Annotated in this window: 14 protein-coding genes; 11 read left to right on the forward strand and 3 right to left on the reverse strand. The window is 61.1% G+C overall.

Features of this window, described 5'->3' with window-relative positions; all coding sequences use genetic code 11:
* Positions 1–5 precede the first annotated feature (5 nt).
* A complete protein-coding gene (locus ACN0RV_RS12970) occupies positions 6–1,061 on the reverse strand; it encodes a glycosyltransferase family 9 protein (RefSeq protein ID WP_417348080.1) in 1,056 nt (351 codons plus the stop codon).
* Positions 1,062–1,167: 106 nt separating this feature from the next.
* Between ACN0RV_RS12970 and ACN0RV_RS12975 the strand changes: the two genes are divergently transcribed.
* Positions 1,168–1,914: a 3-deoxy-D-manno-octulosonic acid kinase gene (locus ACN0RV_RS12975; protein ID WP_417348082.1), complete on the forward strand. Its 747-nt coding sequence runs from the start codon at positions 1,168–1,170 to the stop codon at positions 1,912–1,914.
* Here the strand turns inward: ACN0RV_RS12975 and waaA are convergent.
* On the reverse strand, positions 1,894–3,159 hold the full coding sequence (gene waaA / locus ACN0RV_RS12980; protein ID WP_417348084.1) for a lipid IV(A) 3-deoxy-D-manno-octulosonic acid transferase: 1,266 nt from the start codon (positions 3,157–3,159) through the stop codon (positions 1,894–1,896). The genes ACN0RV_RS12975 and waaA overlap by 21 nt on opposite strands.
* Positions 3,160–3,266: 107 nt before the next feature.
* Between waaA and ACN0RV_RS12985 the strand changes: the two genes are divergently transcribed.
* The 5 genes from ACN0RV_RS12985 to glpG all read left to right on the forward strand — a co-directional run bounded on the left by ACN0RV_RS12985 (position 3,267) and on the right by glpG (position 7,692).
* Positions 3,267–3,926 carry a TetR/AcrR family transcriptional regulator gene (locus ACN0RV_RS12985; protein ID WP_417348086.1) on the forward strand — a complete coding sequence of 220 codons (660 nt, stop codon included), beginning with the start codon at positions 3,267–3,269 and terminating at the stop codon, positions 3,924–3,926.
* A 244-nt stretch (positions 3,927–4,170) separates the two neighbouring features.
* A complete protein-coding gene (locus ACN0RV_RS12990; protein ID WP_417348088.1) occupies positions 4,171–5,367 on the forward strand; it encodes a glycine C-acetyltransferase in 1,197 nt (398 codons plus the stop codon).
* Positions 5,368–5,375: 8 nt separating this feature from the next.
* Complete coding sequence (tdh, locus tag ACN0RV_RS12995; protein WP_417348201.1) at positions 5,376–6,401, forward strand: L-threonine 3-dehydrogenase; 1,026 nt, start codon at positions 5,376–5,378, stop codon at positions 6,399–6,401.
* Positions 6,402–6,535: 134 nt separating this feature from the next.
* On the forward strand, positions 6,536–6,856 hold the full coding sequence (glpE, locus tag ACN0RV_RS13000) for a thiosulfate sulfurtransferase GlpE (protein WP_417348090.1): 321 nt from the start codon (positions 6,536–6,538) through the stop codon (positions 6,854–6,856).
* Positions 6,853–7,692: a rhomboid family intramembrane serine protease GlpG gene (glpG, locus tag ACN0RV_RS13005; RefSeq protein ID WP_417348092.1), complete on the forward strand. Its 840-nt coding sequence runs from the start codon at positions 6,853–6,855 to the stop codon at positions 7,690–7,692. Before glpE ends, glpG begins: the two co-directional genes overlap by 4 nt.
* Before the next feature lie 36 nt (positions 7,693–7,728).
* On the opposite strand, the gene ACN0RV_RS13010 is transcribed toward glpG, so the two are convergent.
* Positions 7,729–8,151: a flagellar basal body-associated protein FliL gene (locus ACN0RV_RS13010; RefSeq protein ID WP_417348094.1), complete on the reverse strand. Its 423-nt coding sequence runs from the start codon at positions 8,149–8,151 to the stop codon at positions 7,729–7,731.
* 272 nt (positions 8,152–8,423) lie between these two features.
* On the opposite strand from ACN0RV_RS13010, the gene ACN0RV_RS13015 reads away from it, so the two are divergent.
* From ACN0RV_RS13015 to ACN0RV_RS13035, 5 genes are all read left to right on the forward strand, one after another.
* Positions 8,424–8,987, forward strand: a complete 564-nt coding sequence (locus tag ACN0RV_RS13015; protein ID WP_417348096.1) for a chorismate--pyruvate lyase family protein — start codon at positions 8,424–8,426, stop codon at positions 8,985–8,987.
* A gap of 101 nt (positions 8,988–9,088) precedes the next feature.
* Complete coding sequence (locus ACN0RV_RS13020) at positions 9,089–9,439, forward strand: hypothetical protein (protein WP_417348097.1); 351 nt, start codon at positions 9,089–9,091, stop codon at positions 9,437–9,439.
* A gap of 55 nt (positions 9,440–9,494) precedes the next feature.
* Complete coding sequence (locus tag ACN0RV_RS13025; RefSeq protein ID WP_417348099.1) at positions 9,495–10,163, forward strand: heavy metal-binding domain-containing protein; 669 nt, start codon at positions 9,495–9,497, stop codon at positions 10,161–10,163.
* 155 nt (positions 10,164–10,318) lie between these two features.
* Complete coding sequence (locus ACN0RV_RS13030; protein WP_417348101.1) at positions 10,319–10,672, forward strand: hypothetical protein; 354 nt, start codon at positions 10,319–10,321, stop codon at positions 10,670–10,672.
* A 134-nt stretch (positions 10,673–10,806) separates the two neighbouring features.
* Entirely contained in the window at positions 10,807–12,441 is a 1,635-nt protein-coding gene (locus tag ACN0RV_RS13035) for an efflux RND transporter periplasmic adaptor subunit (RefSeq protein ID WP_417348103.1), read from the forward strand.
* Positions 12,442–12,448: the final 7 nt, after the last annotated feature.

The raw sequence follows: 12,448 nt of genomic DNA on the forward strand, positions 1-12,448 counted from the left end.
AATATTCAGGCCTGCGACAGCAGGGCATCCACCTTGGCGGTTACTGCATCGACCTCGATGGCGTGCATCAGTTCCTGGCCCTTAGCCCGGGTACCCCAGGGGATCGCCGACAGGGGCTTGCCCTGTTGAGCCTCCACATGCCCCTGGTAGGCGCTGACCACCCACTCCTGGCTGGTGTAGGGGCCGGTGCGTCCCGGATTGGAGTGGGCGTACAGGCCCACCACCGGGGTGCCTTGGGTGACCGCCATGTGGGCGGGGCCGGTGTCTGGCGCCAGCACCAGGGTGGCGCGTCCCAGCAGGGCCAGCAGCTGCTTCAGGCTGGTCTGGCCCACCAGGTTGCAGACCTCAGCTTCAGCATAGTGCTGAATCTCCTGGGCCAGCAGCTTTTCCTGGGGGGCCGGGCCACCGCACAGCAGGACGGTCAGTCCGTGGCGGGCGGCGTGATCGGCCACGGCGGCGTAACGCTCCGGCAGCCAGTTGCGCTCGCCCTTGCTGGCCGCAGGGCAGATGATCAGGGTGCGCTGCCCCTGGGGAATCCGCTCCCGAGCGAAGCTCAGGTCCTCGTCTGACAGCGGCATCTGCCATTTTGGCCAGGTATCGGTGACGCCGAGCTCCCGGGCGAAGTTCATAAAGCCATCGAGCACGTGAGGCTCGGCCTGGGGCTGAATCTTGTGGTTGGTGAACAGCCATTGTCCCTCTTTGGCCCTGGCCTTATCGAAGCCCACCTTGACCCTGGCGCGAATGCCCAGGGTGGCGATGGAGGCGCGCAGGGCCACCTGCATGTGCAGCAGGACATCGAAGCGGCGGCCTTTGAGGGTGCGCCATAAGGCCTTGTACCCTTCCCAGCCCTTGCGCTTGTCGAACACCACCAGCTCGACACCGGGCAGCCCCTCCAGCAGGGTGGCCTCCACCTTGCCCACCACCCAGGTGATGCTGGCCTGAGGGTGGCGGCGCTGCAGGGCCTGCACCATGGCGACTGCATGGCAGACGTCACCGATGGCGGAGAGGCGCATGATGCAGATGGAGCTGGGTGATGAGGGGATTGGCGAACTGGAGTGCATAAGCAGGACGGTTTCCGGCCGATAAAGCGGCAATTTTAATGAAATTCTCCGCTGTGACCAAGTCTCTTTACCCCCCGTGTTGCCTTCGCCCCGGACCAGGGTCACAATGAGCGCACTTTTTCAGGTCATTAATGCGGAGACCGGTCCCATGCAGCTGATTCAGAACCACAACACCAGCCTGCTGCTGGCGGACGCCAGTCCTGCCGATGCTGCCTGGTTTGACCGTCAGGCTCTGGAAGCCGCGGGAAGGGTGGAGGGGCACTCCGATGCCAGTGGCCGCAATCCTGCCTGGTTCCTCAATGTGGATGGTTTTCGCTGTGTGTTGCGTCACTACTACCGGGGTGGCCTGCCGGGCAAGTTGATCAAGGACCTTTACCTGTGGCCTGGTCTGGAGCAGACCCGGGCCTACCGGGAGCTGGCGCTGCTGGAGCGACTGGTGGCCCTTGAGCTGCCGGTGAGCCGACCGGTGGCGGCCCAGGTGGTGCGCATAGGCCCGGTTTATCGGGCGGATCTCATCACCGAACGTCTCGAGGGCTGTAAGGACTTGGTGAAGTGTCTGGTGGATGGCCCTCTGCCTGAGCAGAAGTGGCGTCAGCTGGGTGCCCTGCTGGCCCGTTTCCACCGGGCTGGGGTCTATCATGCGGATCTCAATGCCCGCAACATCCTGATGGACGATGAGCAGTTTTACCTTATCGATTTTGACCGGGGCGAGATTCGTCCGCCGGACAGCGGCTGGCAACAGGGGAATCTGCAGCGGTTGCTGCGCTCATTCCGCAAGGAGCAGGGACGGGTCGAGGGACTCCATTGGCAGGAGTCCCACTGGCAGGCGCTGCTATCCGGGTACCACGCCTAGGATCACGTCAGCCTGACGCTGGGTGGCGCCACTGTTGCGCGCCACAAACTGCAGCGCCGCATCCCCCATGCGTTGACGGCCATTGTGGTCGCTCAGCAGCTGATCCAGTGCCTGCACCAGACTGTGTTCATCCTCCACCACTAGCATTACCCCCTCCTGTTTGAGCTGGTCGCCGATCTCCTTGAAGTTGAAGTAGTGCGGGCCCATCAGCACCGGCTTGCCAAAGGCCGCCGGCTCCAGCGGGTTGTGGCCACCTCGTTCGATGAGGCTGCCACCCACCAGGGTGATGTCGCTCATGCCGCACAGGGTCTTCAGCTCACCCATGGTGTCGCCAATCAGCACCTGGGTGGTGTCGGGTACGGGGCCGCCCTCACTGCGCCGGGTCAGGCTCAGTTCTGCCGCCTGGCTCAAGTCGGCGGCGCGAGAGAACTGCTCCGGATGCCTGGGCACCAGCATCAGCAGCAGATCGGGGAAGTGCTCAAGCAGTGCTTTGTGGGCCGCCAGGGCCAGCTCAAATTCGCCCGGGTGGGTGGAGGCGGCCAGCCAGCAGGGGCGTTCGCCCATCAGTTGCAGGCGCAGTGCGCTGGCGTGCGCTCTCTCGGCGTCGTCCACGGCAATATCAAATTTCAGGCTGCCACAGTCGGTCATGCCTGCCGGGGCAGCCCCCAGCTTGACCAGGCGGGCGCCGTCGGTGCTGTTCTGGGCGGCCACGGCGGTCAGTTGTGCCAGCATCGGCCCCACCAGGGCAGGGAAGCGACCGTAGCCCCTGGCGGAGCGCTCAGACAGACGGGCGTTGGCCAGGATCACCGGGATCTGCCGCTTATGGCAGTGATGCACCAGGTTGGGCCACAGCTCCGTCTCCATCAGCACCACTCCGACCGGCTTCAGTCGACCCAGGAACCAGGCCATCACCGGGCCGAGATCCAGGGGCAGGTAGCAGTGGTGCACCAGATCGCCCAGATGCTGTTTCACCTGGGCCGAGCCTGTGGGGGTGGTGGTGGTCACCAGAATCGGGGTCTCGGGTCGCTGGCGTTTCAGGGTGCGAATCAGTCCCAGGGCTGCCAGGGTTTCCCCCATGGAGGCGCAATGGATGATCAGCGGTGCCCGGACCTGAGGCAGGCCCAGGGCGAAGCGTTCACCGAGGCGGCCGCGGTAATCCGGGCTGCGCAGGGCGCGCCAGCCAAGGTAAGCCAGCACCAGGGGAGTGAGCAGGATCAGCAGCAGGCTGTAGAGTATTCGGTTCATGGCCGGGTCTGTGACTGGTCGGAGCCCGCATCATAAGGCAGGGGCAGGGCTGTTTCAAATCCACCGGTGTCTGTTAAGCTAGGCCAAGTCAGAGAGAAGATAAAACTATGAAGACTAAAGACAGAATCATTCTCGCCAGCCGTGAACTGTTCAATGAACATGGTGAGCGGGCGATCACGACGAACCACATCGCAGCCCATATGGGGATCAGTCCCGGCAATCTCTACTACCACTTCCGCAACAAGGAAGAGATCATTCGTTGCATCTACAAGGAGTATGAGAACTACATCGTTGAGGCGTTCCGGCCTCTGGATGTGGAGAACGAGAGTGATCTGGAGTTCCTGGTTCGTTACCTGGACGGTATGTTCCAGGCGATGTGGCGCTTCCGCTTCTTCTACGCCAACCTAACCGACATCCTGGCCCGGGACAAGGAGTTGCACCAGCGCTACCTGGAGGTGCACAGCCGCATGACCAAGGTGGCTGGCGATAACCTGAGATTGCTGCGGGACAACGGCACCGTGGTGGTGGAAGACAAGTACATCGATGATCTGGCTCAGACCCTGAAACAGATCGTCACCTGCTGGATCTCCTACCGAAACGCCCAGATGCTGGAGAGCAGCATCACCAAGCGTGAGATCTACAAAGGGGTGATTCGGGTGCTGATCACCTTCCGGGGAATCGTCTCCGATGCGGCGATGCCCGAGTTCGACCGCATCGAGCGTAAGTATCGCGAGCTCTACGAGAGCATGGGTGGCGATCCAACTTAACTGCGTTGACCCAGGCTGGCTGTCTTTGCGCCAGCCCACCCTTTACAGTTTTAAATACCCCAAGGGGCAGATTGCTGCTGCAAGCTGCCCCATCCCCCGTTAGAATGTCGCCAATAATTAAGGCGGGCCGCCGCGTCGCACATCCTCCCCACCCTGTCCCTCAGAGGGGCTAGAATCTGGGAAGTGTCTGTGTCCAGCTGCGCGGCGCGTCCCACAATAATCAAGGATGCCAATGGGAGGCAGCATGTCATCTTCAGCATTTTACGCCCAGATCCAGCAGCAACTGGAGGACGTAAAGGCCGATGGGCTTTATAAGCACGAGCGAGTCATCACTTCACCCCAGCAGACCGCCATTGAGGTCAACACCGGTGAGCAGGTCATCAACTTCTGCGCCAACAACTACCTCGGCCTGGCCAACAGCCCGGAACTGGTAGCCGCGGCTCAGCAGGGGCTGGCGGATCACGGCTTCGGCATGGCATCCGTTCGCTTTATCTGCGGTACCCAGGACATCCACAAGGCGCTGGAAGCCAAACTGTCTGCCTTCCTGGGCATGGAAGACACCATCCTCTACTCCTCCTGCTTCGACGCCAACGCCGGTCTGTTTGAGACCCTGCTGGGTCCAGAGGATGCCATCGTCAGTGACGCCCTGAACCATGCCTCTATCATCGATGGCGTGCGCCTGTGTAAGGCCAAGCGGTTCCGTTACGCCAACAACGACATGGCCGAGCTGGAGAACTGCCTGAAGCAGGCCCGTGAGGCCGGTGCCCGCAACATCCTGATCGCCACCGACGGTGTGTTCTCCATGGACGGCGTGATCGCCAACCTGGAAGGCATTTGTGACCTGGCGGATCAGTATGGCGCCCTGGTGATGGTGGACGACTCCCACGCCGTGGGCTTCGTCGGTGAAGGTGGCCGCGGCACCCATGAGCACTGCAAGGTGATGGAGCGGGTGGACATCATCACCGGTACCCTGGGTAAGGCCCTGGGTGGCGCGTCCGGTGGCTTTACCTCCGGCAAGAAAGAGGTGATTGACTGGTTGCGTCAGCGCAGCCGTCCCTACCTGTTCTCCAACTCCCTGGCACCGGCCATCGTGGCCGCCTCCCTCAAGGTGCTGGACCTGATTGCCGAAGGTCAGGCACTGCGTGCCCAACTGTGGGACAACGCCAACCATTTTCGCAGCCGCATGAGCGAAGCCGGATTCACCCTGGCTGGTGCTGACCACGCCATCATCCCGGTGATGATCGGCGATGCCTCCCTGGCGTCCGAGTTCGCCGACCGCCTGCTGGCGGAAGGTATCTATGTGATTGGCTTCTCCTTCCCCGTGGTGCCCAAGGGTCAGGCGCGCATCCGTACCCAGATGTCTGCTGCCCACACCCGCGAACAGCTGGATAAGGCGATCGACGCCTTTATCCGCATCGGTAAAGAGCTGGAGATCATCTGATGACCACCATGAAAGCGCTGTCTAAACTCAAGCCCGAGATGGGGATCTGGATGGTGGATGCCCCCAAACCCAAGCTGGGGCACAACGATCTGCTGATCAAGATTAAGAAGACCGCCATCTGCGGCACCGATGTGCACATCTACAACTGGGACGAGTGGTCCCAGAAGACCATCCCCGTGCCCATGGTGGTGGGCCACGAGTACGTGGGTGAAGTGGTGGACATGGGCCAGGAGGTGCGTGGGTTTGAGCTGGGTGACCGGGTCTCCGGTGAAGGCCACATCACCTGTGGTCACTGCCGCAACTGCCGTGGCGGCCGCACTCACCTGTGCCGCAACACCTCGGGTGTGGGCGTGAACCGGGACGGCGCCTTTGCCGAGTACCTGGTGATCCCCGCCTTCAACGCCTTCAAGATCCCTGACGACATCAGCGATGATCTGGCGTCCATTTTCGACCCCTTCGGCAATGCGGTGCACACCGCCCTCTCCTTCGATCTGGTGGGTGAGGATGTGCTGATCACCGGTGCCGGCCCCATCGGCATCATGGCCGCGGCCGTGGCGCGTCATGTCGGTGCCCGTCATGTGGTGATCACCGACGTTAATGATTACCGCCTGGAGCTGGCTGCCAAGATGGGTGCCACCCGCACGGTCAACGTGGCCAAGGAGAAGCTGCAAGACGTGATGTCGGAACTGAAGATGACCGAAGGCTTCGATGTGGGCCTGGAGATGTCCGGTGTCCCCAGCGCGTTCAACTCCATGCTGGAAACCATGAATCATGGCGGCAAGATCGCCATGCTGGGTATTCCTCCCGGCTCCATGGGAATTGACTGGAACCAGGTGATCTTCAAAGGTCTGATTCTTAAGGGTATCTATGGTCGTGAGATGTTTGAGACCTGGTACAAGATGGCCAGCCTGATCCAGTCCGGCCTGGACATCACCCCCATCATCACCCACCACTTCCACATCGACGACTTCCAGGAAGGGTTCGATGTGATGCGCGGTGGTCAGTCCGGCAAGGTGATCCTCAACTGGGATTGATCCCGTACAGATGATGAACAGGGCCGGTTTACCGGCCCTTTTTTATCCGCCAGGGTTTTTCGATACACTGAGGCTCTGGCGCTCTAGGGTGCAAAGCGATTCAACAGAGGTCAGCAGGTCCAAAGGAGAAGTGTGTGGCCAACTATCAGAACATCGACCTTGGGGCATTCTCCCAACTGCAGCAGCAGGGAGAGGTGCAACTGGTGGACATCCGGGACCCTGAGTCCTATGCCCGGGGACGCATTCCCGGCGCCCTGAGGTTGCATCAGGGCAATCTGGCCCAGTTTATGATGGAGGGGGAGTATGACGATCCCCTGGTGGTGGTGTGTTATCACGGCATCAGCAGTCAGAGTGCGGCCCAGTACCTGGCGGAACAAGGGTTTGAGCAGGTCTACAGCCTGGTAGGCGGCATGCAAGCCTGGACTCAGTCCGGTGCCGAGGTGGAAGCGGGATGATTGCCCTGGGTGTACTGAACAACCCCAGGGCGGCCCAGGCCTTTGTGGATTACCTGGCGGGACTGGGCGTCAAAGCCGAGCTGAGTCGCAGTGAGCAGGGCGTGGAGATCTGGGTGCCCGAGGCTGATCAACCCAGGGCCAGCATGGAGTTTGAGCGGTTCCTGGCGGACCCCCATCACCCCAGATACCACGAAGCTTCCTGGAACAACGGCAGTACCGATAACCGTCTGAGTTATGGCAAACCTTTGAAGCAGATGATGGGGGCCATGTTCAGCCGGGCAGGCCCGGTGACCCTGCTGGTGATGCTGGTCTGCATCGCCATCTACATCCCCTGGGGTGTGTTGCGCTGGCAGCAACCGCTGTTCTATGCCCTGCACTTCTTCGAGAGCTGGGACGCGTTCTCCCTGGAGCAGGGTTGGCGCTTGTTCTCCCCCATACTGCTGCACTTCGACCCGATGCACATCGTCTTCAACCTGCTGTGGTGGTGGTTCCTGGGCGGGCAGGTGGAGCAGCGTCTCGGCAGCGGTAAGCTGTTTGTGTTGTTGCTGGCGGGGGCGGCCCTGCCCAACCTGATTCAGTTTGCCATGGTAGGGCCGGCGTTTGGCGGTCTCTCCGGGGTGGTGTATGCCCTGGTGGGATACTGCTGGCTGATGGGCAGGCTGGCACCCCAGCGCGGCATAGTCCTGCCTGACTCCTACATGATGTTCCTGATTCTCTGGCTGGTGATGGGCTTCATGGGCTTTATGAATATGGCCAACTGGGCCCACCTTGGGGGCCTGCTGGTGGGGCTGGCTCAGGCGCTGATGGACAGCGGTGGCCGGGTTCGTCGGGCATAAAGAAAGGGGAGCAGTGGCTCCCCTTTTCTATGGCGGTTACTGGTAGAGGAACTTGGTAAACAGCAGGTTGACCAACAAGGGCTCCCCCACCTCCTGCTCCAGCAACTGGTTGACGGTTTCGAAGCAGTAGCGACGAATCTCTTCCCGGCCGGTGAGAGACTGGATCTTCTCTTTACTCTGTTCGCCGAGGATCTCGATGATGGTGCTGCGGATCAGTGGTGCGTGGTGCTCCACAATGGCCAGGTTATTGGCGTCTTCGAGCATCAACTCGATGCTGACCCGGATATAGCCCAGACGACTGCTGTCGGTAACATAGTTAGTGACGATTTCCGGCTCCAGGCCGTAGTAACCGTATTGATCGGTGATCGCACTTTGTGCCCCCTGCTCTGGGGCCTCTTCGGCCTTGGCCCAGGGTGACAACACCAAAAGCAGGACCAGCAGGTAGTTGGCTAAACGCATTATCCCTTGGGTCTCCATATTCACATGTGCGAGTGGTTAGCCTAACAACTCTAATACAGAGTATCCCTTGGCTCCAAATCTAGTTTTGATACTATGTCGAAGGGTGTGTTGGTCTTTGCTGGGTGTTTTTTCACCAGCGGTTGTCACTGGTGAAATCAAGGCACTTAGAGGCTGCATGAGGCGGGTCGGTGTCCAGAGGTACGCTGCGCCCTGCGGTTCTGAAGTTTCACCTTCAAAAAGCAACACCCCCTAGTCACTGCAAAGGAGTCGGAATGACGGCAACCACCCTAGAAGCCCTGAACCAGGCGGACGTGCACCCGGTCATTGAGATGACCCAGCCGCCGGCCAAGCTGCTGCCCTGGCTGCAGGACAAGGGTTCCCTGACGCTCAAGCTCAAGGCGCTCTGTCGGCGCTTCGAGGTGGAGTTGTTGCAGGAAGGGGTTGGGCCCGCAGTTCAGCCCGGCCCCGGCTGGGAGTTGGGACAGCCCATCTGGCAGCGGGTGGTGCTGCTGAAACTCGACGGGGTGCCCTGGGTGTACGCCATCACAGAAGTGCCCCGGGCGACGCTGGAGTGCTCAGAGATCGATTTTCCCAACCTGGGCAATCAGCCCCTGGGAGAGAGGTTGTTTGCTTCCGTCAATCTGGTCAGGGGCCCGCTGCAGGTGTGCCGCTATGGGGAGCGAAGCAGTGCCGGCACCCAGGCGAAACGGTTGGGTTACCCGGTGGCCGAAGGTCTCTGGGGCCGTCAACGGGAGTTTGAACTGGCGGGTCGAAGCCTGCGCGTCTCCGAAGTCTTTCTGCCTCCTGCCTACGAGACTCTGCTTCTCTCAGCCTGATTTTATTGGTCTTTTTCTATTCACTAAATGTGAACCTGCACTCATTCTCATCTGCTTCATTCAGGCATAATATGCGAAGTGTCTAATATAAGGGGGTGAGGGTGACTCGCTGCTCTGTGCCGATGATGTTGATCTTGTTGCTGACCCTGGTGTGCCAGGGGGCGGTAGCGCGCATCCATCTTATGGCGCCACCCTCGGGGGAGCAGCATGGGCATGGCCATCATGTTGCCATGGAGCAGTCCGAGGCCGACTGTCACCCGGTGCCTTGCCATGGCGTGGAGCACTACTGCGAAGGGGAGTGCGGCCACTGCCAGATCCTGATTCCGCCCACCAGCCTGGTGACCTCTCAGGGGGTGATGGCGGTGGCGCGGCACTCGCCGCCCCTGGCGCCCCCCCTGATGCACGTGGACTCGTGTCCGCCGGAGCGGGCACTGCGGCCTCCCATCGGTTAACTCCAGTTCTCAACTCGACAGAATGTCACCGATTTAATTAAATTTTGGAGTATCCATGAACAAGTTTTTTGCTGCAGTGGCCCTGATGGCCGCCCTGATCGCCACCCCATTCTCCGCCCAGGTTCAGGCCCATGCCGAGGGCCATGGCGCCCATGCCGTGGCTGAAGCCACCCACGCCTGCCCAATGCACCCCAAGGTGAAAGGGGTAGCCGGGGATGAGTGTCCCAAGTGCGGCATGGCATTGACCCCAATGGCCGTCAAGGGCCATGGCCATCATAAGCATCAGCACGCCAAACACGACTGTGACAAGGCCAACTGCCCCAACAAGGGCAAGCACGCCAAGCACGACTGCAAAAAGGCCAACTGCCCCAACAAGGCCAAACACGCTAAGCATGACTGCGACAAGGCCAACTGCCCCAATAAGGCCAAGCATGCCAATCACCAGCATAAGCACGATTGCGACAACTGCCCCAAGATGAGTGGCAAAGGCGCTCATTACACTCACGCCTGCCCCATGAACCCCAAGATCGTCGGTTTCGAGGGAGACAGCTGTCCCAAGTGCGGCATGGATCTGGAACCAGTCGCCGAGGCGGACCGTCAGGCTTACACCCACGCCTGTCCCATGAACCCCAAGATCCGTGGATTCAAGGGTGACAGCTGCCCCAAGTGCGGCATGGATCTGGAGCCCATGGCCAAGCTGGGCAAGGGGCATAGCCACCACTGATCAACAGGTTTCGCTGAAAACTCGTCAAGGAGTTGGACCGGGCCTCTGACGAGGCCCTGAAAAAAGTGAACTTTTGTTCGGGAAGTCGTTCATAATGGTGGCCACAGGTAAAAAGAACTGAATCGACCATGACCCAATTGAGCAGAGTACTGAGCATGCTGTTACTCGCACTGGCGCTGATAAGCCAGGGCGCAGTGGCGCGCATGCCGATGATGCCCATGGGAGACTCGGTTCAGACAATGGTCACCATGGACTGCCACAGTCAGATGTCCGATTCGGCCCAGGCCGATGAGGAGCGCTGCTGTTGTGATGGCGGGGCCATGACCGGAACCATGACCATGGATTGCGACAGCGGTTGCAGCCAGTGCCAGGACTGTTTCCACTACAGTTCGACGCCGGCCACCCCTTTGCAGATTGGTCGAGCCCCTCAGCATGAGGAGCCCCCTGCCTACCTCTCCAGTTTCGACTCTGTCTGCCTTGAGTCCGATGAGCGACCTCCCATCGCCTGACCCTTTATAGCGACGACTTTGACACCCAGGGTGCCCTGACCGGCACCCTGCCAGGCCCGTTGACCGGGCCAACCGACTATAAAGAGGTTTCCGGCCTGTCCCCGCGATAGAGCCGGAGTTGAGGAGAAGCCAAGATGTTTGGTGACAACTTTTCCGCCCGTTGGCTGCTGGCACTGGTGCTGGTGCTGCCGATGTTGGCCATGCCACTCCATGCCCAGCAGGCCAGCGAGCCTGCCCACAGCCACGGCGCTCAGTCTGAGCCCTATGCCTGTCCCATGCACCTGGACCAGACCGGTCACGAGGGCGACCGTTGCCCCGAGTGCAAGATGTTTCTTACCCCGGTGGACGTTCCCTACGCCTGCCCCATGCACCCCGAGCAGACCGGCGCCATAGGCGACCGTTGTGCCCTCTGCAATATGTATCTGACCCCGGAGGAGGATGAAGAGGAGGCGATGGCGTCCCAGCCCTACGCTTGCCCCATGCATCCTGAGCAGACCGGTGGGGAAGGGGATCGTTGCCCCATCTGCAACATGTTCCTGCAACCACTGGAAGGGGAGTCCCATGAGGGGCATGACCACGGCGCCATGGAGATGCCCATGTCATCGCCGGTGGCACAACCGGCGCCCCTGCAGTCCAGCGGCGGTGGGGTGAAGTATGTCTGCCCCATGCACCCCCATATCGTCTCCGATGAGCCGAGCTCCTGCCCGATCTGCGGCATGGATCTGGAAGCGGTGGAGCTGGGGGTCAGTACCGAAGAGGTGGTGGTGGGTGTGCCAGGCGGCATGCAGCAGGCCCTGGGGATGCGGGTGGAAACCGTGGAGCAGGGCACTCTGTGGCGTTACATCAACACCATAGGCACGGTGGAGTACGACCAGGATGCCCTCAGTCACATCCACGCCCGGGTCTCCGGCTGGATCGAGACGCTGGGGGTCGCCTCCGTCGGTGACCCGGTGAAAAAGGGTGACCTGCTGTTTGAGCTGTACAGTCCTGAACTGATCAACGCCCAGGACGACTACCTGCTGGCCATGAGCAGTCTCAAGAGCGACACCATTCGCGGGCCGGAGCTGATGCGCAAGGCCAGACTGCGTCTGGAGCTGCTGGGCATGGATTCCGGGCTGATTCAGCGACTGGAGCGCACAGGCAAGAGCCTCTACCGGGTGCCGTTCTACGCCCAGCAGGATGGGTACATCAGCCAGCTCAATGTCCGCGACGGCATGTACATCCAGCCCGCCACCGAGATAATGAAGCTGGTGAACCTGGACAGAGTCTGGGTGATCGCCGAGGTGTTTGAGAACCAGCAGGGCTGGTTCAAGGTGGGCCAGGATGCGGCGGTGACCGCGTCTGCCCTGGGACTGTTCGAGTTGGAGGGGCAGATCGATTACATCTACCCCGAGCTGGATCCGGTGACCCGGGCGATGCAGGTCCGGGTCAGCCTGGGCAATCCGGAAGGCAAGCTGCGTCCCGGCTCCCTGGTGGACGTGGAGCTCTACGGCACCGCCAAGCGTGGTCTGACCCTGGTGCCCACCGAGGCGCTGATCCAGACCGGCCGCAGCAACCGGGTGGTGGTGCAGCGCGCCGACACCGAGTTTGTGGTCAAGGAGGTGACCCTGGGGATGATCGCCCGGGGCAAGGCGGAGATCCTCTCCGGGATCGAACCGGGTGAGCGGGTGGTGGTCTCCGGCCAGTTCCTGCTGGACTCGGAGGCCAGCCTCAAGGGCAGCCTGATGCGGATGACCAGTGGCAGTGCCCACAGCGGCCATAGCCACTAGGAGGCCC

The organism is Ferrimonas sp. (assembly GCF_048263965.1).
Taxonomy (GTDB): Bacteria; Pseudomonadota; Gammaproteobacteria; order Enterobacterales; family Shewanellaceae; genus Ferrimonas.